This is a genomic window from Pseudomonas sp. B21-010, assembly GCF_024749325.1.
In the GTDB taxonomy this organism is placed as follows: domain Bacteria; phylum Pseudomonadota; class Gammaproteobacteria; order Pseudomonadales; family Pseudomonadaceae; genus Aquipseudomonas; species Aquipseudomonas kilonensis.
On record NZ_CP087198.1, the window covers coordinates 5,175,084 to 5,198,285 of the forward strand.

Consider the following 23,202-nt stretch of genomic DNA (forward strand, 5'->3'; position numbering starts at 1 on the left):
CTAAGGCCGGATCAATGCAGGATCTGGCTCAGGAACAGCTTGGTGCGGTCATTCTGCGGGTTGTCGAAGAAGTCGTTCGGCGCGGCCTGTTCGACGATTTCACCCTTGTCCATGAAGATCACGCGGTTGGCCACGGTACGGGCGAAGCCCATTTCGTGGGTCACGCAGAGCATGGTCATGCCGTCTTCGGCCAGACCGATCATGGTGTCCAGCACCTCTTTCACCATTTCCGGGTCGAGGGCCGAGGTCGGCTCGTCGAACAGCATGATTTTCGGCTTCATGCACAGGGCACGGGCGATGGCCACACGCTGTTGCTGACCGCCGGAGAGCTGGCCCGGGTACTTGTTCGCCTGCTCTGGAATGCGTACGCGCTCCAGGTAATGCATGGCGATTTCCTCGGCCTTGCGCTTGGGCATCTTGCGTACCCACATCGGCGCCAGGGTGCAGTTCTGCAGGATGGTCAGGTGCGGGAACAGGTTGAAGTGCTGGAACACCATGCCGACTTCACGGCGGATCGCTTCGATCTGCTTGAGGTCGTTGGTCAGTTCCACGCCGTCGACCACGATGCGACCCTGCTGGTGCTCTTCCAGGCGGTTGAGGCAGCGGATGGTAGTGGACTTGCCGGAGCCCGACGGACCGCACAGCACGATACGCTCGCCCTGCTTGACGTTCAGGTTGATGTCTTTCAACACGTGGAACTGGCCGTACCACTTGTTGACGCCCTGCATCTGAATAATGCCTTCAGGGCTCACAGGCTGTTTGATCGCTTCACTCATAAACTACGCTCCTAACGCTTGTGGCCAGTGTCCAGCTTGCGTTCCAAATGCATGGAATAGCGGGACATACCAAAACAGAAAATCCAGAACACCAGGGCGGCGAACACATAGCCTTCAGTGGCCATGCCCAGCCATTTCGGGTCGGCGGCAGCTTGTTTCACGCTGTTGAGCAGGTCGAACAGGCCGATGATGATCACCAGGCTCGTGTCCTTGAACAACGCAATGAAGGTGTTGACGATACCCGGAATCACCAGCTTCAGGGCTTGCGGCAGAATCACCAGGCCCATGCTGCGCCAGTAACCCAGGCCCATCGCTGCGGCCGCTTCGTATTGCCCCTTGGGAATGGCTTGCAGGCCACCACGCACCACTTCGGCAATGTAGGCCGACTGGAACAGAATCACCCCGATCAACGCCCGCAGCAGCTTGTCGAAGTTCATGCCTTCAGGCAGGAACAGCGGCAACATCACCGAGGACATGAACAGCACCGTGATCAACGGCACGCCGCGCCAGAACTCGATGAAGGTCACGCAGACTACACGAATCGCCGGCATGTTCGAACGACGGCCCAAGGCCAGGACGATACCTAGCGGCAGTGCACCGACGATACCGACGGTGGCGATCACCAGGGTCAGCATCAGGCCGCCCCATTGGCTGGTCGCCACGGCGTCCATGCCGAACACGCCGCCGTGCAGCAGGCACCAGGCGATGATCGGATACAGCACCAGGAAACTCAGGCCATAGATCGCCTTGCGCGGGAAGCGCGAGATGAACAACGGCGCCACACCGATCACTGCCAGCCACACGGTCAGGTCGACGCGCCAGCGCAGATCCGTCGGGTAATAGCCGTACATGAACTGACCGAAACGCTGCTGGATGAACACCCAGCAGGCGCCTTCCTTGGTGCAGTCGGCGCGGGTGGTACCGACCCAGTTGGCATCGAGGATCGCCCAGTGCAACAGCGGTGGAACGATCAGGTAGATCAGGTAGAACGCAAACAGGGTCAGCAGCGTGTTGATCCAGCTGGAGAACATGTTGGCGCGCATCCACGCCACCACGCCGATGCTGCTGCCCGGCGGGGGCATGTCTGGTTTGAAAGTATGAGTCGTCATGCGCGTTTCCTCACCGCTCGATCAGCGCAATGCGCTTGTTGTACCAGTTCATCAGCAACGAAATGCTGATACTGATCGCCAGGTACACACTCATGGTGATCGCAATCACCTCGATGGCCTGGCCCGTCTGGTTCAACACTGTGCCAGCAAACAGCGAAACCATTTCCGGGTAGCCGATACCGGCCGCCAGGGAGGAGTTTTTCGCCAGGTTCAGGTATTGGCTGGTCAACGGTGGAATGATCACACGCAGGGCCTGCGGGATGATCACTTTGCGCAGGGTCGGACCGTTGCGCAGTCCCAGGGAACGGGCGGCTTCGGTCTGGCCGTGGCTGACCGACTTGATGCCCGAGCGCACGATCTCGGCGATGAACGCCGCGGTGTACACGGTCAAGGCCAGGGTCAAGGCCAGCAGTTCCGGGATCAGCACCCAGCCACCGACGAAGTTGAAGCCCTTGAGCTCCGGCATTTCCCAATGCACCGGCGCACCAAAAAGCAGCGCGCTCAACGCCGGGATCACCAGGAACAACGCCAGGCCGACCCAGAACTTATGAAACGGCTCGCCAGTCGCTTCGAAACGCTTGTTGGCCCAACGCGTCATCAGCACGATGGCGACGATCGCCAGCACAACACTGATCACGAACGGCCAGAAGCCTTCGGCCATCAGCGCGGCAGGCATGTTCAGGCCCCGGCTGCTGACAAAGAAGGTATCGCCGAAGTTATGGGCGGCCCTCGGTCCTGGCATGCTCAGGAATACCGCGAAGTACCAGAACAGGATTTGCAGCAGTGGCGGGATATTACGGAAAACCTCGACATAAACGGTTGCCAGCTTGGAAATGATCCAGTTCTGCGACAGCCGTGCCACACCGATGATGAACCCCAGGATGGTTGCCAGGATCACACCGATGAACGTGACCAACAGCGTATTGAGCAACCCGATGAGAAAGACCCGGGCATAGCTGTCCGCTTCGGTGTAGTCGATCAGGTGTTGGGCGATGCCGAAACCGGCACTGCGTTCCAGGAAACCGAAACCGGAGGTGATGCCTCGGTGCTGAAGATTGGTTTGTGTGTTATCGAACAGAAACCAGCCCAGCGCGATAACCGCCACGACAGTGACGATTTGAAATACCCACGCACGCACTCGTGGATCGCTGAGGCTGAGCCTCTGCTTAGGTGCGCCGATTGAATTTTGCATGAAGTGCCCCGCAAAGAATGGAACAGAACATCACCCGGTGGTTGGCCCACCGGGTGATAGAACCATCAGCGCACTGGTGGTGCGTATTGAATGCCGCCAGCGTTCCACAGAGCGTTCAGGCCGCGATCGATTTCCAGCGGAGTGCCCTTGCCGAGGTTGCGCTCGAACATTTCACCGTAGTTGCCGACCTGCTTGACGATCTGCACAACCCAGTCTTTCGGCAGTTTCAGGTCTTTGCCGTATTCACCGTCAGCGCCGAGCATACGCGCGACGTCAGGGTTCTTGGTGGACTTGGCTTCGGCCTCGACGTTTTTCGAGGTCACGCCGGCTTCTTCTGCGTTGAGCATGGCGTAGCCAGTCCAACGGACAATGGCCAGCCACTCGTCGTCACCGTTACGCACGACTGGGCCCAGAGGCTCCTTGGAAATGGTTTCCGGCAGAACCACGTAGTCCTTTGGCGAAGCCAGCTTGCTGCGCTGGGCGAACAGCTGGGATTTGTCCGAGGTCAGTACGTCGCAACGACCGGATTCCAGCGACTTGGCGCTTTCATCGGAGGTGTCGAAAGTGATCGGGGTGTACTTCAGGCCGTTGGCGCGGAAGTAGTCGGAAACGTTCAGTTCGGTGGTGGTACCGGCCTGGATGCAGATGGTTGCACCGTCCAGTTCCTTGGCGCTCTTGACGCCCAGCTTGTTGTTGGCCAGGAAGCCGATGCCGTCGTAGTAGGTGATGAAGCCTGGGAATTTCAAGCCCATGCCCGCGTCACGGGAGCTGGTCATGGTGGAGTTGCGCGAGAGCATGTCGATTTCGCCCGACTGCAGCGCGGTGAAGCGCTCCTTGGCGTTCAACTGGCTGAACTTGACCTTGGTCGCATCGCCAAATACAGCAGCGGCCACGGCACGGCAGAAGTCAGCGTCGATACCGACGATCTTGCCGGTCGAATCAGGCACCGAGAAACCCGGCAGGCCATCACTCACACCACATTGCACAAAACCTTTTTTCTGCACGGCATCCAGAGTTGCACCCGCCTGAGCGAACCCGCTGACACCAAGGACTGCTGCTGCAGTCATGACGGCCAGGGTGGATTTCAGTAACTTCATTCAAACCTCCAGTTTTGCTCTTGTTGTGTCGGAGCTCGAGTCCTGTCGCACCCTTTTGGGGCGTTGCCGACCCTTGTTGGCTTTTTTTAGGGTCAACCGACGTCTGGACCTTCGCTATGAGTCTAATAATGAGGATGTCCGTAAACAGTGGTCATGCCCATCTCTCACCAATCGGCCGAACGGGCTGTAGCCCTTCACGTTCGCGAAGCCCGTAGCGGCTGCTGGCGAACATTCATCACCGGATTTCTGATATCCCATGCGTAGCGGTGAACTGATAGTGTTACCGCACAGCGTAAGAATCATCACTCAGGTACACCCATAGCAAAGCCCGTACCAGACCGCTGCGCTTAGCCCTTGTAAAACACGTCAAGACAAAAACTTTCAATTTTGCGACATCTAATTAACTGAGACACCGGGCACGCACTGTAATCACGCACTGATAGGGCGCGCCCGCACAGATTTGGAGCACAACCATGACCGACCCCCTGATTCTCGAGCCCAGCAGCACTGCCGACGTGTGCGTTATCTGGCTTCACGGCCTGGGCGCCGATCGTTTTGATTTCCTGCCAGTCGCCGAAATGTTGCAGCAAAGTTTGCTCACCACACGTTTCCTTCTACCCCAGGCACCGACCCAACCAGTAACGATCAACGGCGGCTATGCCATGCCCAGTTGGTACGACATCCGGGCCTTGAGCCCGGCGCGGGCCATTGACGAACAGCAACTCGAAGCCTCGGCACAACGGGTCATCGACCTGATCGAAACCCAGCGAGCCAGCGGAATAGACGCCTCGCGGATTTTCCTGGCGGGTTTTTCCCAGGGTGGCGCAGTGGTCTATCACACGGCATTCGTGAAATGGCAGGGCCCGCTGGGCGGCGTGGTCGCGCTGTCTACTTATGCACCGACTTTCAGCGATGAGCTGCAATTGTCGGCCAGCCAGCAACGCATTCCGGTCCTGGCGCTGCACGGGCAATACGACGAAGTGGTACTCAACCCCATGGGGCGGACCGCGAAAGAGTATTTAAAGCAGCATGGTGTCACCGTGACATGGCAAGAATACCCAATGGGCCACGAAGTGTTACCCGAGGAGATTCGCGACATCGGTACCTGGCTGGCCGAGCGGTTGCGCTAAGAGGCAGATCGCCACGCCGGTCCTTTGACGATCACACTACGCCGCGCCCGTTTCTTGCATTACACTGGCCGGCGTACATTCCTTAACCAATCGATGAGATGACCGTGCTCAAAGCACTCAAGAAGATGTTCGGTAAAAGCGAGGCCGAGCAACTCGCGCCTGGCTCCACTGCGCCGACCCACGGCCCGAGCCGTACCGACGCGCAACAACCACGCCAGGCGGCACCCGTTGCACAAGCAACAAAAGAACCCGTCGCCCAGCCTGTTATGGCCCCCGAGCCCGAGAAACCACGCAACGAAGCCCCCAAGCCACGCCGCGAACGCGCACCAAAACCGCCGGTCGTCGCCTGGAAGCTCGAGGACTTTGCCGTAGAACCCCAGGAAGGCAAGACCCGCTTCCACGATTTCAAGCTCGCCCCGGAACTGATGCATGCCATCCAGGACCTGGGTTTCCCGTATTGCACGCCGATCCAGGCGCAAGTGCTCGGTTACACCCTCGCCGGCAAAGACGCCATCGGTCGCGCCCAGACCGGCACCGGCAAGACCGCCGCGTTCCTGATTTCCATCATCACCCAGTTGCTCCAGACCCCGCCGCCCAAGGAACGCTACATGGGCGAACCGCGGGCGCTGATCATCGCGCCGACCCGCGAGCTGGTGGTGCAGATCGCCAAGGACGCCGCCGACCTGACCAAGTACACCGGCCTGAACGTCATGACGTTCGTGGGCGGCATGGATTTCGACAAGCAGCTCAAGCACCTCGAGGCCCGTCACTGCGACATCCTGGTCGCCACGCCGGGCCGCCTGCTGGACTTCAACCAGCGCGGCGACGTGCACCTGGACATGGTCGAAGTGATGGTGCTGGACGAAGCCGACCGCATGCTCGACATGGGCTTCATCCCGCAAGTGCGCCAGATCATTCGCCAGACGCCACCGAAAAGCGAACGCCAGACCCTGCTGTTCTCCGCCACCTTCACCGAAGACGTGATGAACCTGGCCAAGCAATGGACCACCGACCCGGCCATCGTCGAGATCGAAGCCGAGAACGTCGCCAGCGAAAACGTCGAGCAACATATCTACGCAGTCGCCGGTGCCGACAAGTACAAGCTGCTCTACAACCTGGTCAACGACAACGGTTGGGAACGCGTGATGGTGTTCGCCAACCGCAAGGACGAAGTGCGCCGTATCGAAGAACGCCTGGTGCGCGATGGCGTCAACGCGGCCCAGCTCTCGGGCGACGTGCCGCAGCACAAGCGCATCAAGACCCTCGAAGGCTTCCGCGAAGGCAAGATCCGCGTATTGGTCGCCACTGACGTGGCCGGTCGCGGCATCCACATCGACGGCATCAGCCACGTGATCAACTTCACCCTGCCGGAAGTGCCGGACGACTACGTGCACCGCATCGGCCGTACCGGTCGTGCCGGGGCCGCCGGGGTTTCGATCAGCTTCGCTGGCGAAGATGACTCCTACCAGTTGCCGTCGATCGAGGCGTTGTTGGGGAAAAAGATCAATTGCGAAACTCCGCCGACGCATCTGTTGCGGCCGGTCGAGCGCAAGCGTCCCTGACGGCCAATAAAAACCCGCTGATCCAATCAGCGGGTTTTTCATTTAAGCGAGGAAGATCAGAAGTCCTCCAACCGCCACACTTCATAAGCGGGCGTTGGAGGCGGTGGTGCTGAGTCGTCAGGCGGATGTCAAAGCCTGAGCTTTCGTTGTCTGAAAGTCCGCTATCGCGAGCAAGCTCGCTCCCACAGTGGAGTTGTGTTGTTCACAAAACGTGTGATCCACACCAGACCCTGTGGGAGCGAGCTTGCTCGCGATGAGACCGGCACAAGCAAAACCAAATAACTGACACCCCCCAATCCCCGTGGCGAGGGAGCTTGCTCCCTCGCCACGGGTTTCGTCTTCACCCTGAATCGCGGCCAAACAGAAAGCGCAGCCACAAAGGCTGCGCTTTTTTTTCGCCCGGGATATTGCTCAAGAAAACTAAAAGTCCATAATGGACAAATTAGTTTATAAAAAGCGCTCCGGAGTACAGGATGTCCAGCACGCCTTATGTCATCACCCAAGCCCAGGCCCGAGCACTGCTCGCGCAAGTCGATGTGCCGCAAATCCTGCGCAAGCTGTTCCGCGACCTCGCCGCCGGGCAAGCGGTCCAACCGTCTCAGCAGCTTGTGGAATTTCCCAAGGGCGCCGGGGACTTCATCAACTATCTGGGTGTGCTGGCTGAAGACCAGGTCTACGGGGTCAAGACCTCGCCCTACATCGTGCGCGAGCAAGGCCCGCTGGTGACTGCCTGGACCTTGCTGATGTCGATGCAGACCGGCCAGCCGCTGCTGTTGTGCGATGCCGCCGAGTTGACCACCGCCCGCACCGCTGCCACCACGGCCGTTGCCGTCGATGCCCTCGCCCCGCACAACGCCCGGCGCCTGGCGGTCATTGGCAGCGGCGCCGTGGCGCGGGCACACGTGCAATACGTCAAGGGCCTGCGGGACTGGCAAGGTATCAGCCTCTATTCGCCAGGCCTGAAGACCAAGTCGGCAGAAGAACTTGCCTCCATCACCGATCTGGACCCGCGCCTGCACATCGCCGCCAGCCTTGAAGCGGCGCTGCACGACGCCGACGTGGTGATGCTCTGCACCTCGTCCGCCAAAGCGGTACTCGACCCGCAGACCCTGGGCAAACCGGCGCTGATCACCTCCATCAGCACCAACGCTCCGCGCGCCCATGAAGTCCCCCCTCAAAGCCTCAACGACATGGACGTGTTCTGCGACTATCGTCAGACCACCCCAGGCTCGGCCGGTGAAATGCTGATCGCCGGCGAACAGCATGGCTGGGACGCGTCGCGCATTGTCGGCGATTTGCCCGACCTGCTCAGCGAACGGGTGGCGCGCCCAAGCTATGGACGCCATGTGTTCTTCCGCTCCATCGGCCTGGGGCTGGAAGACGTTGCGCTGGCGAATGCCCTTTACCGGTTGCATAACTGACACACCCATTTCCCCTTGTGGGAGCGAGCTTGCTCGCGATGGCGGTGGGTCAGTCACCTTCAATGTCGACTGTCAGGCCGCCTTCGCGAGCAAGCTCGCTCCCACAGGGGCCTTCGAGTTCCCGGGCACATTCTTCGCAGGAGAATTCATGAAACAAGCAGATTTCATCATCATCGGCGGCGGCATTGCCGGTGCATCCACCGGTTACTGGCTCGCCCCCCACGGCCGTGTGATTGTGCTCGAACGCGAATCCCATCCGGCCTACCACTCCACCGGACGCTCGGCGGCGCTGTATACCGCCGCCTACGGCACCCCTCAAGTGCGGGCGCTGACCCAGGCCAGCCGGGATTTTTTCGACGCCCCGCCGGCCGGTTTCTGCGAACACCCCTTGCTGACCCCACGGGGCGAAATGACCGTGGACTTTACCGGTGACCCGGCCGAGTTGAACAACCAGTACCTCAGCGCCAAGGCCACGGTGCCGCAGATGCAACTGCTCAGCGCCGACGAGGCCTGTGTGCGGCTGCCGATCCTGCGACGGGACAAGGTCCACGGGGCGATCTACGACCCCACGGCCTGCGACATCGACACCGATGCGCTGCACCAGGGCTATTTGCGCGGTATTCGTCGCAATGGCGGTGAAGTGCACACCGACAGCGAAGTGCAGCAATTGAGCCGCGATGATCAGGGGCAGTGGCAGGTGAAAACCGCCAACCAGACATTCACGGCACCGGTCCTGATCAATGCAGCCGGCGCATGGGCCGATCACATTGCCGAAATGGCCGGCGCCCGGAAGCTGGGGTTGCAGCCCAAGCGGCGTGCAGCGTTCATTTTTGCCGGGCCCGAGGGCGTGGATATCCATGACTGGCCGATGCTGGTGAGCCTGGACGAATCCTTCTATATGAAGCCCGACGCTGGCATGTTCCTCGGCTCGCCGGCCAACGCCGACCCGGTGGACCCCCACGACGTGCAGCCGGAAGAGCTGGACATCGCCATGGGCATCTACCAGATCGAAGAAGCCACCACCCTGACCATCCGCCGCCCGACGCGCACCTGGGCCGGCTTGCGCAGTTTCGTACACGACGGGGACCTGCTCTCCGGTTTCGATCCACTGGTGCCCGGGCTGTTCTGGGTCGCGGCCCAGGGCGGCTACGGCATCCAGACCTCGCCGGCCATGGGCCAGGCCAGCGCGGCACTGGTGCGTGGCGAACCGCTGCCCGAGGCCCTGGCCCGCTTTGGTCTGAACAGCGCCATGCTGTCACCCGAGCGCCTGGGCTGAGCCACCTTGAGGTGACGCATCGCCGCGATTGCGGCACACTCCCCCGCGCCCCTGTTTCACGGGGCGCTGACGCTGCCTGGAGCCCTGTCATGACTGCCTCGCCACCCGATCCGGCGCTGGAAAACTTCCGCACCATCGCCGACGCTATCGCCACGCTGTTCTACCCCCACGCCGAAGTGGTGCTGCACGACCTGCGCACCCAGAAGGTCGATTACATCGCCAATAACCTGTCCAAGCGCGAGATTGGCGATGACTCGTCCCTGGAGGACATGCTCAGCGAGGACATCAGCGAACGTAACATCGGGCCCTACGAAAAATTGAACTGGGACGGACAGAAGATTCGCAGCCTCAGCAGCGTACTGCGCGACGCCGACGGGCATCCGCTGGCGGTGCTGTGCATCAACCTGAATATTTCGCTGTTCGAGAATGCCAAGGCCGCGCTGGATCTGTTCCTGTCGCCGAGCAAGTTGATCCCCCAGCCGGACTCACTGTTTCGCGATGACTGGCAGGAGCGAATCAACACCTTCCTGCATGCCTGGATGCGCGAACGTCAGCTGAGCCTGAACCTGCTGACCCGCGACCACAAACGCGAGCTGGTGCTGGCGCTGCATGCCGAAGGCGCGTTCAAGGGCAAGAGCGCGTCCAACTATGTGGCCAATGTGCTGAATATGGGGCGGGCGACGGTGTACAAGCATTTGAAGGAGTTGAAGGGCTGAGGTTTGTGTTACCTGGCCTGACGCCATCGCGAGCAAGCTCGCTCCCACAGGGGACCTGGGTACAAAGATCCAGTGTGGGAGCGAGCTTGCTCGCGAAGGCGATGTATCAGTCGCCGTAGATGTCCGACTTGAAATACTTGCCCTGGATCTTCTGATACTCCCCATTGGCCCGAATCCCATCGATGGCCTTGTTCAAATCCGACACCAGTTGGGTATTGCCCTTGCGCACCGCAATACCGGCGCCTTCACCGACGTATTTGGGGTCCTTGAGCTCGGGCCCGACAAAGGCGTAGCCCTTGCCACGGGGCATCGACAGGAAGTCTTCCAGCGGGATGGTGTCGGCGAAAATCGCGTCGAGGCGACCGGACGCCAGGTCCATGTAGATTTCTTCGTTGTTGCTATAGCGCTTGACGATCACACCCTTGGGTTCGAGGACTTCAGTGGCGTAGCGGTCAGTGGTGGTGGCCCGCTGCACACCGACGGTCTTGCCCTTGAGGCTGGCGTACTGGTCATCGACCACCGCCCCTTCCTTCATGACCAGGCGCGATGAGGTGAAGTAGTACTTGTGGGTGAAATCCACCGACTTCTTGCGCTCTTCGGTGATGGTCATGGACGACAGCGCCAGGTCGATCTTCTTCACCTTGAGCGCCGGAATCAGCCCGTCGAACTCACCTTCGATCCACTCGCACTTGACCTGCATCTGCGCGCACAGGGCATTGCCGATGTCGTAGTCGAACCCCTCGATCTTCCCTTCCGAGGTCTTGGAAGCAAACGGCGGGTACGCCGCCTCGATGCCGATGCGCAAGGTTTTCTCAGCGGCGAACAGGCTGCTGGAGGCCAACAAGCTCAAGGCCAGGCCGGTGATAAGGGGGAGTTTCTTCATGATCGATCTCTCGCGGGTTGTTGTTGGTTTGGCAGAGAAAGGTGGAGCGGTGACTTTATGTATACTTATAAATCCATACTGGACTTTAATGTACACATCGTCAATCGGTAGGCAGGGGAATGTGATGGGAGGTTGATGGCCTCATCGCGAGCAAGCTCGCTCCCACAGGGGCCCTGGGTACAACGAAGATCCACTGTGGGAGCGAGCTTGCTCCGGGCGGCGATCCGACGATGGCGACTTATGGCTTGCGAAAAAACAACAGGTTGCTTACTGCTTCCAGCGATCCGCCGCCGCATGATCACTGTCCCGCCCTTCAACCCAGCGCGGGCCGTCGACGGTGTTTTCCTTCTTCCAGAACGGCGCTCGGGTCTTGAGGTAGTCCATGACAAAGGCGCAGGCGTCGAACGCCGCCTGGCGATGGGCACTGGCGGCCCCGACGAAGACGATCGGCTCGCCCGGTTCCAGGGCGCCGATGCGGTGCAGCACCTCCAGCTTGAGCAATGGCCAGCGCTGCTCGGCCTCGCTGGCGATCTTGCCCAGGGCTTTTTCGGTCATGCCTGGATAATGCTCCAGGAACATCCCGGACACATCGAGGCCGTCATTGAAGTCACGCACGTAGCCGACAAAACTCACCACCGCCCCCACGCCGACATTGGCCGCGTGCATCGCGTTGACTTCGCCCCCTGCGTCAAACGGTTCGACCTGCACACGAATCGCCATGGTTCAGCCTCCGGTCACGGTGGGGAAAAACGCCACTTCGTCGCCGTCCGCCAGCGGTTCGTCGAGCTGGCAAAGGTCTTCATTGCGCGCGCACATCAGGTTTTGTTCCTTCAGCACTTCGGCCCCATCACGCTGGGCAAGCAGCACGCGCACATCGTCGACCGTGGCGAAATCACCTTCCACCTTTACCGAATCCACACCAAGCGCTTCACGGTAACGGGCAAAGAACTTCACGTTGATTTTCATGACGCATCAGCCTGGAAATGGCCGCTCTTGCCGCCGAGTTTTTCCAACACCCGCACGCCTTCGATGGTCATGCCACGGTCGACGGCCTTGCACATGTCGTAGATAGTCAGCGCGGCGACGCTGGCGGCGGTGAGGGCCTCCATTTCCACGCCGGTCTGCCCCGAGAGTTTGCAACGGGCGACGATGCGTACCCGGTCCTCGCCTTCGGCATTGAGCTCGACCTTGACGCTAGTGAGCAGCAGTGGATGGCAGAGCGGAATCAGGTCACTGGTTTTCTTGGCCGCCTGGATGCCGGCAATGCGTGCGACGGCGAACACATCGCCCTTGGGGTGACCGCCGCTGACGATCATCTGCAGCGTGTCGGGCAGCATGCGCACAAAGGCCTCGGCCGTGGCTTCACGGAACGTCACGGCCTTGTCGGTCACGTCGACCATGTTGGCGCGACCTTGGGAATCGAGATGAGTCAGCACAGGGTTACTCCTGATCGGGAGTGTCGATTGTAAACCCGTGGGTCAAATTCCGGCAGGGCTGATTGTCGCACCTGCAATTTGCAGAACACCGGAGATCCCTTGTGGGAGCGAGCTTGCTCGCGATGAGGGTGTGTCAGATAAAAATAGGGGCCTGACTCGCCGCCATCGCGAGCAAGCTCGCTCCCACAGGGGTTATGTGTCAGGCATGAAAAACCGGGCGACCATAGGGTCGCCCGGTTTGGCTGGGGTTACAGGTGGGATTCGGCGTATTCGGCCAGGATCGAACGCGGTACGCCCTGCAGGGTGATGTGGACCCCGTTGGGGAAGTCCTTGAAGCGTTCGGTCAGGTAGGTCAGCCCGGAGCTGGTCGCGGACAGATAAGGGGTATCGATCTGCGCCAGGTTACCCAGGCACACCACTTTGGAACCGGCACCGGCACGGGTGATGATGGTTTTCATCTGGTGCGGGGTCAGGTTCTGGCATTCGTCGATCAGGATCAGGCTCTGCTGGAAGCTGCGCCCGCGAATGTAGTTGAGGGATTTGAACTGCAACGGCACTTTGCTGAGGATGTAGTCGACGCTGCCATGGGTGCTTTCGTCATCCATGTGCAAGGCTTCGAGGTTGTCGGTGATCGCCCCCAGCCACGGCTCCATTTTTTCCGCTTCGGTACCGGGCAGGAAACCGATTTCCTGGTCCAGGCCCTGCACGCTGCGGGTGGCGATGATGCGCCGGTAGCGTTTGCTGACCATGGTCTGCTCGATGGCAGCGGCCAGGGCCAGGATGGTCTTGCCGGAACCGGCGGCGCCGGACAGGTTGACCAGGTGGATATCCGGGTCGAGCAAGGCGAACAGCGCCAGGCTCTGGTAGATGTCACGGGGCTTGAGGCCCCAGGCTTCCTGATGCAGCAAAGGCTCCTGGTGCAGGTCGAGGATCAGCAGCTTGTCGACCTGGATTTCCTTGATCCAGCCGACGAAGCCTTGTTCGTCGATGATGAACTCGTTGATGTGCACCGCCGGCAGGTTGTCGATCAATTGCACCTGGTGCCAGGTGCGGCCGTGGTCCTGACGGGTCTCGACCTTGCTCACACGGTCCCAGAAGGAGCCGGTCATGTTGTGGTAGCCATTGGGCAACAGCGAAACGTCGTCGACCAACTGGTCGGTGCTGTAGTCCTCCGCCGCGATCCCGCAGGCGCGGGCCTTGAGGCGCATGTTGATGTCTTTGGTCACCAGCACCACGGCCTGGTCCTTGGTGCGCGCGTGCAGATCGATCAACTGGTTGATGATGATGTTGTCGTTCAGGTGTTCAGGCAGCACCAGGTTGGGTTCGGTGCGCTTGCTCATCAGGATCGAAAGCAGGCCCTTGGGACCACTTTTGCCACGCTGGATCGGCACGCCGAGCTCAACGTCCTCCGGAGAGGCGTCACCCAGGGTCTTGTCGATCAGGCGGATCGCCTGCCGGCATTCGGCCGCAACGCTGTGGTGTCCGCTCTTGAGTTTGTCCAGCTCCTCAAGCACGGTCATCGGGATGGCAACGTGGTGTTCTTCGAAGTTCAGCAGGGCGTTTGGATCGTGGATCAATACGTTGGTATCGAGTACATAGAGGATTGGCTGGTTGGAGGAAGGGCTACGTCCGTGGTCATCCATACTCGGTCACCTATGTGGGGGCCATTCGACGCAATACCATGACAGTGCTGCGCCTCGAGGTAGCCACCGAATTCACCCGCGAGGATTCAGGTGAACTGCACACAATCTGGGTCTTGGAAGACGCCACCTGTGTTGCAGGTTTCGGCGGTCTGACTTCTTGATACTCCAAAAACCATGACAGGAAAAAGCACTTTGACGCTTTTTTGAAATTTATTTTTCAGAGTGACGAATAACGCTTGGCGTACCGCCGTTGCGCCGTTAAAGTCGGAAGTCCGGTTGTCATGAATGTGTACCGGTTTTTCCGCCATCCCCAATGTTTCCGGGCCTTTTCAGGTTTCAGCGAAACGCTTCCTGGCAGTCCGCCCAACCGATCCCGCTTTGCGCCGTCTGCGTCAGCAACCAGGGCATCGCCGTTTTCACCCCATCCTGCTTGGCATTGAAATTGATCACCCCGTGGCGCCACAGCAGCATCAGGGTGAGCACACGCTGGGCGCTTTGCTCAGGCTTGAGTCGATTGTTGCTGTCCTGGGGATCGATGTCCCACAGCGCCACTTGCAAGCCCTGCTGCTCAAAGAACGCTTGCGCATCGCCACGACGCTGGCCCTGGGGCGGACGGAACAGCGGCACATAATTTTCGGGCAGCTTGCCCTTGACCAGCTCGACACTGCGCCGGACCGAGTCTTGCCAGTCCTGCCAATAACTGTGGGAGCGGAACTCCCAGCCCTGCACGCCCACGCATTGTCTCGAATACAACGCCTGGAGATTGTTGACCGAGCCCTCTTGCAGCCGCGCCTGGATGTCCTTGCCCAGCACGAAGAAGGTGCCGTTGATGTTCGCCTTGCGCAGGTATTCGGTTAGCCACGCAGTGTTGTCCGGCACAACGTTGGCGGCGCTGTCGAAGGTCAACAGGAACAGGCGGTCGTTCATGTCTTCGCCGTTGCGTTCGTAATCGCCAAAACGTGCGATTTCGCTGCTGGTTTGCGGAAAAAGCGCGGCTTTACGCAGCAGTTCGTCGCGGTATTGGGTATGAAATATCTGGCTCGGCGCGGCCCACTTGATGTAGTAGGAGTTGTCATCCAGATGAAACCTGCGCGCCTCTTCGCGCAGGGTCGCCATGTCCTCGACCAGGTAACAGAAGGACGCGTCCTGATCGCAACTGCGTTGGGCAAAGTTGTAGCTGGCCAACAACCGCTGCCACAGCCGGGCGCGAAGCGCGTCGATCGCAACCATGTTGACCGAGCGCAGCCCCAGGTACTGCTTGAGCGCGATCTCGTCCATGGCGTCGACGTCCAGCAGGACCCGGGCGAACATCAGGATCTCGGCCCGCGAGGCCACGTCGAACAGCGTCGGGCTGGTGAGTTGTTCCGGCCAGGTGCTGCGGTCCAGGGTCGCGGCATCATTGGGCGCGGGCGCGGCCATGGCACCCAGGCTCAACAGCCAGGCCGATAACAGAAGAACGATACGCAAAAGGGATGTCTCCATAACGAAACCCGCGCGGCATCATAGCCGATCCTGGCCCAATACCCTTGTGGTCAGCGGACTTAGGGAGCAGACCTGTGGGAGCAAAGCTTGCTCGCGATGCAGGCGACAAGGTCCATCTGCAAGATTGCGTCATCGTTCATCGCGAGCAAGCTTTGCTCCCACAGACTTTGCTCCCACAGCTCCCTCGCCACAAAAGCACCACCACCGATCACCTATCACCCCAATAGCTGGAGTCCACCCGGACAACCCCCTAGAATCGCCGCACCCTCAAGGAGACGATTTCATGCTGATGGTGATTTCCCCCGCCAAGACCCTCGATTACGAAACACCGCCGGCCACCGAGCGTTTTACCCAGCCGCAGTACCTGGATCATTCCCAGGAACTGATCGAGCAACTGCGCGAACTCTCCCCGGCACAGATCAGCGAGCTGATGCATGTCTCCGACAAGATCGGCGGCCTCAATGCCGCGCGATTCGGCAGTTGGACACCAGCGTTCACCCCGGCCAATGCCAAACAGGCGCTGCTGGCCTTCAAGGGCGACGTGTACACGGGTCTCGATGCGCAAAGCTTTGGCGAAGCCGACTTCGACTACGCCCAGCAACACCTGCGCATGCTCTCTGGCCTCTATGGCCTGTTGCGGCCACTGGACCTGATGCAACCCTATCGCCTGGAAATGGGCACGAAGCTGGCCAATGCCCGGGGCAAGGACCTGTATGCCTTCTGGGGCACGCGCATCAGCGAATGGCTGAACGAAGCCCTCGCCGACCAGGGCGACGACGTACTGCTGAACCTGGCTTCAAATGAATACTTCTCGGCGGTCAAGCGCAGCGCACTGAAAGCGCGCGTCATCGATACCGAATTCCGCGACTTGAAAAATGGCCAGTACAAGATCATCAGCTTCTACGCCAAAAAAGCCCGGGGCCTGATGAGTCGTTTCATCATTGAAGAACGGATCAACGACCCTGCGGCACTTAGCCAATTCGATGTTCAGGGCTATCGTTTCAACGCACAACAGTCGAGCCAGGACAAACTAGTGTTCTTGCGCGATCACGCTCCCGAATAAAGCATAACCTTATATCGCCCCTGATCGGGGGCTTCGATCAAGCCCCGATCTATCATCTTAGTTCCCCGCCTGTTTCGACAGTTTCATGACGTCAATAAATCGCCCCACTCCCCCGCTAACTTTTCTTTCACTCGACACTCGTCAGTTTTTTGCGTAGTGGCACCAAAAATTTTTATCCGTAGTGGCACAAAACTATCTCACCCCCCTAACTCCCCATTAATAAAGGGCGAAACGGCAAGTGCCATCATATTGAGGGCAGTGCCATCTCCGATAATATTTCGAAAAATTACGAAAATCGCGATGAGCGGATCGGAACTATGTGAAATTGCACGGCTCATACCACCCGTAACGATTCTCACGGAGCGTGTAAGAGATGACTTACACAGGCCGTCGATCCAAGTAACCAAGTTGTCATGGCAATTTAGCGAAACGGTCGCCTATTTGGATCCACCTTATAAAGGACAGGAGATAACGCACCATTACTATCCCCTACAAGGCCAAGGCTGCGCCCCTATAACGTGCTCACCCGAGCACACAAGCTTCTGATTTTGTGGGCTTTTGCCAGGGATCAGGGGTGAAAGACTTTTTGCACGAGCGTTCTTGATTTACAGGGACTGGCTGCATAACAGGGCAGGTCATAACAACTAGGCCGCTTTGCGCACAACTTGAGTGCACTTATTTAGACACTCGGAACTTAGTATGCCTGCACACGGCACTGTGGCGCCTGCATTCCACACTTCCGAGTGCTCGATGACCGCTGAACACTATTAACTCCGGCCATTTAATGGCGTGAAAACAGAGGTAAATGCGATGCGCATTAGCATATTTGGTTTGGGTTACGTCGGTGCAGTATGTGCCGGTTGCCTGTCTGCACGGGGCCATGATGTAGTTGGCGTAGATGTCGCCAAAGACAAAATCGACATGATCAACGCTGGCAAATCGCCAATCGTTGAACCAGGTCTTGGTGAGCTGTTGGCGCAAGGCATTCAAACAGGCCGACTGCGCGGCACGACCAACTTCGCCGAAGCCATTCGCGATACTGACTTGTCGATGATTTGCGTCGGTACTCCGAGCAAAAAGAACGGCGACCTGGAACTGAACTACATCGAGGCAGTGTGCCGCGAGATCGGTTTTGTCCTGCGTGACAAGACCACCCGCCACACCATCGTAGTGCGCAGCACCGTATTGCCGGGCACTGTGGCAAACGTTGTCATCCCGATCCTGGAAGACTGCTCCGGCAAGAAAGCCGGCGTCGATTTCGGTGTCGCAGTGAACCCTGAGTTCCTGCGCGAAAGCACCGCGATCAAAGACTACGACCAGCCGCCGATGACCGTTATCGGTGAGTTCGACACCGCCTCCGGTGACGTTCTGCAGTCGCTGTACGAAGAGCTCGATGCGCCGATCATCCGCAAGGACATCGCCGTCGCCGAGATGATCAAGTACACCTGCAACGTGTGGCATGCCACCAAGGTGACCTTCGCCAACGAGATCGGCAACATCGCCAAGGCCGTCGGCGTCGATGGTCGTGAAGTGATGGATGTGGTCTGCCAGGACAAGACTCTGAACCTGTCCCAGTACTACATGCGCCCAGGCTTTGCCTTCGGCGGTTCCTGCCTGCCCAAGGACGTTCGCGCCCTGACCTACCGCGCCGGCACCCTGGACGTGGAAGCGCCACTGCTCAACTCGCTGATGCGCAGCAACGAGTCCCAGGTACAGAACGCCTTCGACATCGTTTCCAGCCACGACAAGCGCAAAGTCGCCCTGCTGGGTCTGAGCTTCAAGGCCGGCACCGACGACCTGCGTGAAAGCCCACTGGTAGAACTGGCGGAAATGCTGATCGGCAAGGGTTTCGACCTGAAGATCTACGACAGCAACGTCGAATACGCCCGCGTCCACGGTGCGAACAAGGATTACATCGAGTCGAAGATCCCTCACGTCTCGTCCTTGCTCAACTCCGACTTCGACTCGGTGATCGACAGCTCCGACATCATCATCCTGGGTAACCGCGACGAGAAGTTCCGCGCGCTGACCGAAAACGTACCGGAAGGCAAGCAGGTCATCGACCTGGTCGGCTTCATGTCCAAGGCCACCAACCCGAGTGGCCGGACCGAAGGCATCTGCTGGTAAGTCTGTTTGCCGGCCGGGGCATGCTCCGGCCGGCCTTTCGCCTGCCTTAACCCATCGGGCCGCCCACAAGGCCCGCCCGAGATAGAGACGGATGCAGATTATGCACAGGCTAAAGCACGGCCTGCTTCAGGCCGCCGGTTGGCTGTTTTACTTGAGTTTATTGATGGGCATCGCCATGGCGCTGCCCACGTCCACGTTCGACTCCGAATCCAAGGACTTCATCTTCCTGATCGGCGCCGTGGGCATCTGGCGTTACTCCATGGGAGCAACGCATTTCGTGCGCGGCATGATCTTCCTGTACATCGTCTACCCGCACCTGCGCCGCAAGGTACGCAAGCTGGGCAAGGCGGCGGATCCGTCCCATGTGTACCTGATGGTCACCAGCTTCCGGATCGATGCGCTGACCACCGCCCAGGTGTATGGCTCGGTGATTCGCGAGGCCATCGAATGCGGGCTGCCCACCACCGTGGTCTGCTCCATCGTGGAAATGTCCGACGAACTGCTGGTCAAGAGCCTCTGGGCCCGCATGAACCCGCCAGCGCGGGTCAAGCTGGACTTCGTGCGTATCCCTGGCACCGGCAAGCGCGACGGCCTGGCCTACGGTTTCCGCGCCATCTCCCGCCACTTGCCGGACGACCGCGCCGTAGTAGCGGTGATCGACGGTGACACCGTGCTCGCCGAAGGCGTCGTGCGCAAGACCGTGCCGTGGTTCCAGCTGTTCGGCAACGTCGGCGGCCTGACCACCAACGAGTTCTGCGAAGTGCGCGGCGGCTACATCATGAGCGAATGGCACAAGCTGCGTTTCGCCCAGCGTCACATCAACATGTGCTCCATGGCCTTGTCCAAGCGCGTGCTGACCATGACCGGCCGCATGTCGGTGTTCCGCGCCACCGTGGTCACCAACCCGGACTTCATCGCCGACGTGGAAAGCGACTCGCTGCAACACTGGCGCCTGGGTCGCTTCAAGTTCCTGACCGGCGATGACAAGTCGAGCTGGTTCAGCCTGATGCGCCTGGGCTACGACACGTTCTACGTGCCCGATGCGGCAATCAACACCGTTGAACACCCGCCGGAGAAGAGCTTCATCAAGGCCAGCCGCAAATTGATGTTCCGCTGGTACGGCAACAACCTGCGGCAGAACTCCCGGGCACTGGGCCTGGGTCTGCGTCGTCTGGGCCTGTTCACCTCGGTGGTGCTGTTCGACCAGCGTGTGTCGATGTGGACGTCGCTGCTGGGCCTGACCGTGGCACTGATCGCCAGCTTCAAGTACGGCACCGCGTTCATCCTGGTGTACCTGCTGTGGATCGGCATCACGCGGTTGATCCTGACCCTGTTGCTGTCGTGTTCCGGACACCGGATCGGCCCTGCCTACCCGGCGATTCTCTATTACAACCAGATCGTCGGTGCCCTGGTGAAGATCTACGTGTTCTTCCGCCTCGATCAACAGTCCTGGACCCGCCAGCCCACCCACCTGACCCGTGATCTCGCCAGCTTTCAACGTTGGTTCAACACTTGGTCGTCTCGGACCATGACCTTCTCCGCCGGCAGCATTTTTGTTGCCGTGCTGCTGACGATGGTCTGACCGGACTTGAATGAATTAACTAGGAAATCGCCCCTATGAACACCGCCGTGAATGTCAACGTAGTGCATGAATCCGAAGCCCAGCGCCAACACGCCCGGGTCAAAATCCCGGCCAAGCTGCGCTTCTTCGGTCCTGACCGTACGCCGATGGAAGTCAAGGTCCTGGACCTGTCCGCCGGCGGCCTGAGCTTCAACGCCGGCCAGATGCCCCTCAAGACCGGAGAGTCCTACAAAGGTCGCCTGCAGTTCGTCATCGACAACCTTGGCCTGGCCATGGACGTTGAATTGCAGATCCGTTCCTACGACCGCCAGACCGGCCGCACCGGTTGCCAGTTCCAGAACCTGGAGCCTCGGGACATCTCGACACTGCGTCACATCATCACCTCGCACCTGGCCGGCGACATCGTCGGTGTCGGCGACGTGCTGGCGACCCTGCAGCGCGATAACTTCACCAAGGCTCGCAAGCAGAAAGACGCAAACGGTGGCATGAGTGCCTTTGGCCGCCTGCGCGCCGTGACCTTCAGCCTGGGGGTCTTTGTCGTTGGCCTGGCGGCGTTCGGTTTCGTTTTCAAGTCGGTGTACGGCATGTACTTCGTCAGCCACGCCCAGGCCGGCCTGGTGAACGTACCGGGCATGGCCATCACCATGCCGCGCGACGGCACCGTGCAGAGCCTGGTCAAGGCCGACGGCGTGGCTGCCAAGGGCGCCCCGCTGGCGACCTTCAGCACCAGCATGCTCGACGTGCTCAAGGGTCACCTGGACGACAACCAGTTGCAGCCGGCCAAGGTCGAGGAGCTGTTCGGCAAGCAAATGACCGGCACCCTGACGTCGCCGTGCGACTGCATCGTGTCCCAGCAACTGGTCGCCAACGGCCAATACGCCAGCAAGGGTGACGTGATCTTCCAACTGGTCCCACGGGGCACCGAGGCCAACGTCGAAGCGCGCTTCTCCTATCGCCAGTTCGGCGACGTGCGCCCAGGTACGCCTGTCAGCTTCCAGGTTGCCGGCGAAGACACCACCCGTACCGGCAAGATCGTCAGCAGCACCAGCCTGAAAAGTGCCGACCTGTCCTCCGATATCCGTGTGCTGATCCAACCTGACGAACCCCTGGACAGCTCGCTGGCCGGCCGTCCGGTGGAAGTCACCAGCTCCCGTGGCCCTAACCTGAACTGGCTGATCGACAAAGCCATGGCCGTCGGTATTTAAGTCGAGGATATGCCCGTGACCATTATAAAAATCCTGAACACCCCACAGACTCTGTGGGAGCGAGCTTGCTCGCGAAAGGATCAACGCGGTCAGGATGCTATGCCGCAAACTCGTTCCCACATGGGCACACTGTGTGCCCTGGCACTGGCCGTCAGCCTGGCCGGTTGTGCCGGCCTGCCCGATCAACGCCTGGCCAACGAAGCCCTCAAGCGCGGCGACACGGCGCTGGCGCAGCAGAACTACCAGCAACTGGCCGACCTGGGCTACAGCGAGGCCCAGGTGGGCCTGGCTGACATCCAGGTGGACAGCCGCGACCCCGAGCAGATGAGAAAAGCCGAGGCGACTTACCGCGCCGCGGCCGACATCTCGCCACGGGCCCAGGCGCGCCTGGGTCGCCTGCTGGTGGCCAAGCCCGGTTCCACTGAAGCGGAAAAACACGAAGCCGAAGGCCTGTTGAAGAAAGCCTTCGCCAACGGAGAAGGCAACACCCTGATCCCGCTGGCGATGCTGTACCTGCAATATCCCCACAGCTTCCCGAACGTCAACGCCCAGCAGCAGATCAGCCAATGGCGCAGCGCCGGTTACCCGGAAGCGGGCCTGGCGCAGATTCTGCTCTATCGCACCCAGGGCACCTACGACCAGCACCTGGACGAAGTCGAGAAGGTCTGCAAGGCCGCGCTGGCGACCACGGACATCTGCTACGTCGAACTGGCCACGGTCTATCAGAAACGCGGCCAGCCGGAACAGCAGGCCGCGCTGCTCAAGCAAATGCAGGACGGTCACGCCCGTGGCGTCGTATCCGCCCAGCGCGTGGACAGCGTCGCCCGTGTCCTGGCCGATGCCAGCCTGGGCAAGACCGATGAAAAGACCGCCCAGTCGTTGCTCGAAGGCATCGCTCCTGGCTACCCCGCTGCCTGGGTCAGCCTGGCGCAACTGCTCTACGACTTCCCGGAACTGGGTGACGTCGACAAGATGATGCAGTACCTGGAAAACGGCCGCGCCGCCGACCAGCCGCGCGCCGAGCTGTTGCTGGGCAAGCTTTACTACGAAGGCAAGTGGGTCCCGGCCGATGCCAAGGTCGCCGAGGCGCATTTCCAGAAAGCCGTTGGCCGCGAAGTGGCCGCCGACTACTACCTCGGCCAGATCTATCGCCGCGGTTACCTGGGCCAGGTGTACTCGCAAAAAGCCCTGGACCACCTGCTCAAGGCCGCTCGCAACGGCCAGAACAGCGCCGATTTCGCCATTGCCCAGCTGTTCTCCCAGGGCAAGGGCACCAAGCCCGACCCGGTCAACGCCTATGTGTTCAGCCAGCTGGCCAAGGCGCAAAACACCCCACAAGCCACCGAGCTTGCCCAAACTCTCGAAGCACAATTACCGCCGCAGCAACTTGCACAAGCCAAACGCCTGCTACAACAAGAGCAGGCCATTCGCGGCGCCATGAGCCCCGATACGCTTGAACTGCAAGCCCTAAAAGAAGATGACGGCGAGGAACCTCTATGAAG

The 23,202-nt window shown here is 60.0% G+C and carries 21 protein-coding genes; 10 read left to right on the forward strand and 11 right to left on the reverse strand.

All coding sequences use genetic code 11. The features are described from left to right. Window positions 1–11: 11 nt before the first annotated feature. The 4 genes from LOY50_RS22985 to LOY50_RS23000 form a co-directional block, all read right to left on the reverse strand. Window positions 12–776 (reverse strand): amino acid ABC transporter ATP-binding protein, encoded by a 765-nt coding sequence (locus LOY50_RS22985; RefSeq protein ID WP_003205299.1) that lies wholly within the window; start codon window positions 774–776, stop codon window positions 12–14. 11 nt (window positions 777–787) lie between these two features. Further along, window positions 788–1,885, reverse strand: a complete 1,098-nt coding sequence (locus LOY50_RS22990) for an amino acid ABC transporter permease (protein ID WP_214512393.1) — start codon at window positions 1,883–1,885, stop codon at window positions 788–790. Between the two features lie 10 nt (window positions 1,886–1,895). Next, a complete protein-coding gene (locus tag LOY50_RS22995; protein ID WP_214512392.1) occupies window positions 1,896–3,077 on the reverse strand; it encodes an amino acid ABC transporter permease in 1,182 nt (393 codons plus the stop codon). Window positions 3,078–3,142: 65 nt separating this feature from the next. Then, window positions 3,143–4,174 (reverse strand): amino acid ABC transporter substrate-binding protein, encoded by a 1,032-nt coding sequence (locus tag LOY50_RS23000; RefSeq protein WP_253477816.1) that lies wholly within the window; start codon window positions 4,172–4,174, stop codon window positions 3,143–3,145. Window positions 4,175–4,647: 473 nt separating this feature from the next. On the opposite strand from LOY50_RS23000, the gene LOY50_RS23005 reads away from it, so the two are divergent. The 5 genes from LOY50_RS23005 (at window position 4,648) to LOY50_RS23025 (ending at window position 10,279) form a co-directional block, all read left to right on the forward strand. Continuing rightward, window positions 4,648–5,304, forward strand: coding sequence for an alpha/beta hydrolase (locus LOY50_RS23005; RefSeq protein ID WP_258689276.1), 657 nt, complete (start codon window positions 4,648–4,650; stop codon window positions 5,302–5,304). A gap of 98 nt (window positions 5,305–5,402) precedes the next feature. After that, window positions 5,403–6,866: an ATP-dependent RNA helicase RhlB gene (gene rhlB, locus LOY50_RS23010; RefSeq protein WP_258689277.1), complete on the forward strand. Its 1,464-nt coding sequence runs from the start codon at window positions 5,403–5,405 to the stop codon at window positions 6,864–6,866. A gap of 473 nt (window positions 6,867–7,339) precedes the next feature. Continuing rightward, a complete protein-coding gene (locus LOY50_RS23015; RefSeq protein WP_258689279.1) occupies window positions 7,340–8,287 on the forward strand; it encodes an ornithine cyclodeaminase family protein in 948 nt (315 codons plus the stop codon). Between the two features lie 148 nt (window positions 8,288–8,435). Then, window positions 8,436–9,563 carry an FAD-binding oxidoreductase gene (locus LOY50_RS23020; RefSeq protein WP_253477837.1) on the forward strand — a complete coding sequence of 376 codons (1,128 nt, stop codon included), beginning with the start codon at window positions 8,436–8,438 and terminating at the stop codon, window positions 9,561–9,563. Between the two features lie 89 nt (window positions 9,564–9,652). Then, a complete protein-coding gene (locus LOY50_RS23025; protein WP_253477839.1) occupies window positions 9,653–10,279 on the forward strand; it encodes a transcriptional regulator in 627 nt (208 codons plus the stop codon). 106 nt (window positions 10,280–10,385) lie between these two features. Here the strand turns inward: LOY50_RS23025 and LOY50_RS23030 are convergent, their stop codons facing one another. The 7 genes from LOY50_RS23030 to LOY50_RS23060 all read right to left on the reverse strand — a co-directional run bounded on the left by LOY50_RS23030 (window position 10,386) and on the right by LOY50_RS23060 (window position 15,708). Then, window positions 10,386–11,162, reverse strand: coding sequence for an ABC transporter substrate-binding protein (locus tag LOY50_RS23030; protein ID WP_253477842.1), 777 nt, complete (start codon window positions 11,160–11,162; stop codon window positions 10,386–10,388). 267 nt (window positions 11,163–11,429) lie between these two features. Further along, the gene (gene moaE / locus LOY50_RS23035) at window positions 11,430–11,882 is read right to left on the reverse strand and encodes a molybdopterin synthase catalytic subunit MoaE (RefSeq protein ID WP_077505778.1); all 453 of its coding nucleotides are present in this window, start codon (window positions 11,880–11,882) and stop codon (window positions 11,430–11,432) included. A gap of 3 nt (window positions 11,883–11,885) precedes the next feature. Further along, entirely contained in the window at window positions 11,886–12,128 is a 243-nt protein-coding gene (gene moaD / locus LOY50_RS23040) for a molybdopterin converting factor subunit 1 (RefSeq protein WP_053189805.1), read from the reverse strand. Further along, window positions 12,125–12,598, reverse strand: a complete 474-nt coding sequence (gene moaC, locus LOY50_RS23045; RefSeq protein WP_003205311.1) for a cyclic pyranopterin monophosphate synthase MoaC — start codon at window positions 12,596–12,598, stop codon at window positions 12,125–12,127. Before moaC ends, moaD begins: the two co-directional genes overlap by 4 nt. 248 nt (window positions 12,599–12,846) lie before the next feature. Continuing rightward, window positions 12,847–14,241: a PhoH family protein gene (locus tag LOY50_RS23050; protein WP_018606162.1), complete on the reverse strand. Its 1,395-nt coding sequence runs from the start codon at window positions 14,239–14,241 to the stop codon at window positions 12,847–12,849. A gap of 86 nt (window positions 14,242–14,327) precedes the next feature. After that, window positions 14,328–14,549, reverse strand: a complete 222-nt coding sequence (locus tag LOY50_RS23055; protein ID WP_253477845.1) for a hypothetical protein — start codon at window positions 14,547–14,549, stop codon at window positions 14,328–14,330. A 28-nt stretch (window positions 14,550–14,577) separates the two neighbouring features. Beyond that, a complete protein-coding gene (locus tag LOY50_RS23060; protein ID WP_258689280.1) occupies window positions 14,578–15,708 on the reverse strand; it encodes a polysaccharide deacetylase family protein in 1,131 nt (376 codons plus the stop codon). A gap of 298 nt (window positions 15,709–16,006) precedes the next feature. On the opposite strand from LOY50_RS23060, the gene yaaA reads away from it, so the two are divergent. The 5 genes from yaaA to algK all read left to right on the forward strand — a co-directional run bounded on the left by yaaA (window position 16,007) and on the right by algK (window position 23,200). Beyond that, window positions 16,007–16,786, forward strand: a complete 780-nt coding sequence (gene yaaA, locus LOY50_RS23065; RefSeq protein ID WP_253477851.1) for a peroxide stress protein YaaA — start codon at window positions 16,007–16,009, stop codon at window positions 16,784–16,786. A gap of 810 nt (window positions 16,787–17,596) precedes the next feature. Beyond that, window positions 17,597–18,913, forward strand: coding sequence for a nucleotide sugar dehydrogenase (locus LOY50_RS23070; protein WP_214512381.1), 1,317 nt, complete (start codon window positions 17,597–17,599; stop codon window positions 18,911–18,913). Between the two features lie 100 nt (window positions 18,914–19,013). Beyond that, entirely contained in the window at window positions 19,014–20,495 is a 1,482-nt protein-coding gene (alg8, locus tag LOY50_RS23075) for a mannuronan synthase (RefSeq protein WP_003205316.1), read from the forward strand. A 35-nt stretch (window positions 20,496–20,530) separates the two neighbouring features. Continuing rightward, window positions 20,531–21,700, forward strand: coding sequence for an alginate biosynthesis protein Alg44 (locus LOY50_RS23080; protein ID WP_214512380.1), 1,170 nt, complete (start codon window positions 20,531–20,533; stop codon window positions 21,698–21,700). 15 nt (window positions 21,701–21,715) lie between these two features. Next, entirely contained in the window at window positions 21,716–23,200 is a 1,485-nt protein-coding gene (algK, locus tag LOY50_RS23085; RefSeq protein WP_309475803.1) for an alginate biosynthesis TPR repeat lipoprotein AlgK, read from the forward strand. Window positions 23,201–23,202 lie beyond the last annotated feature (2 nt).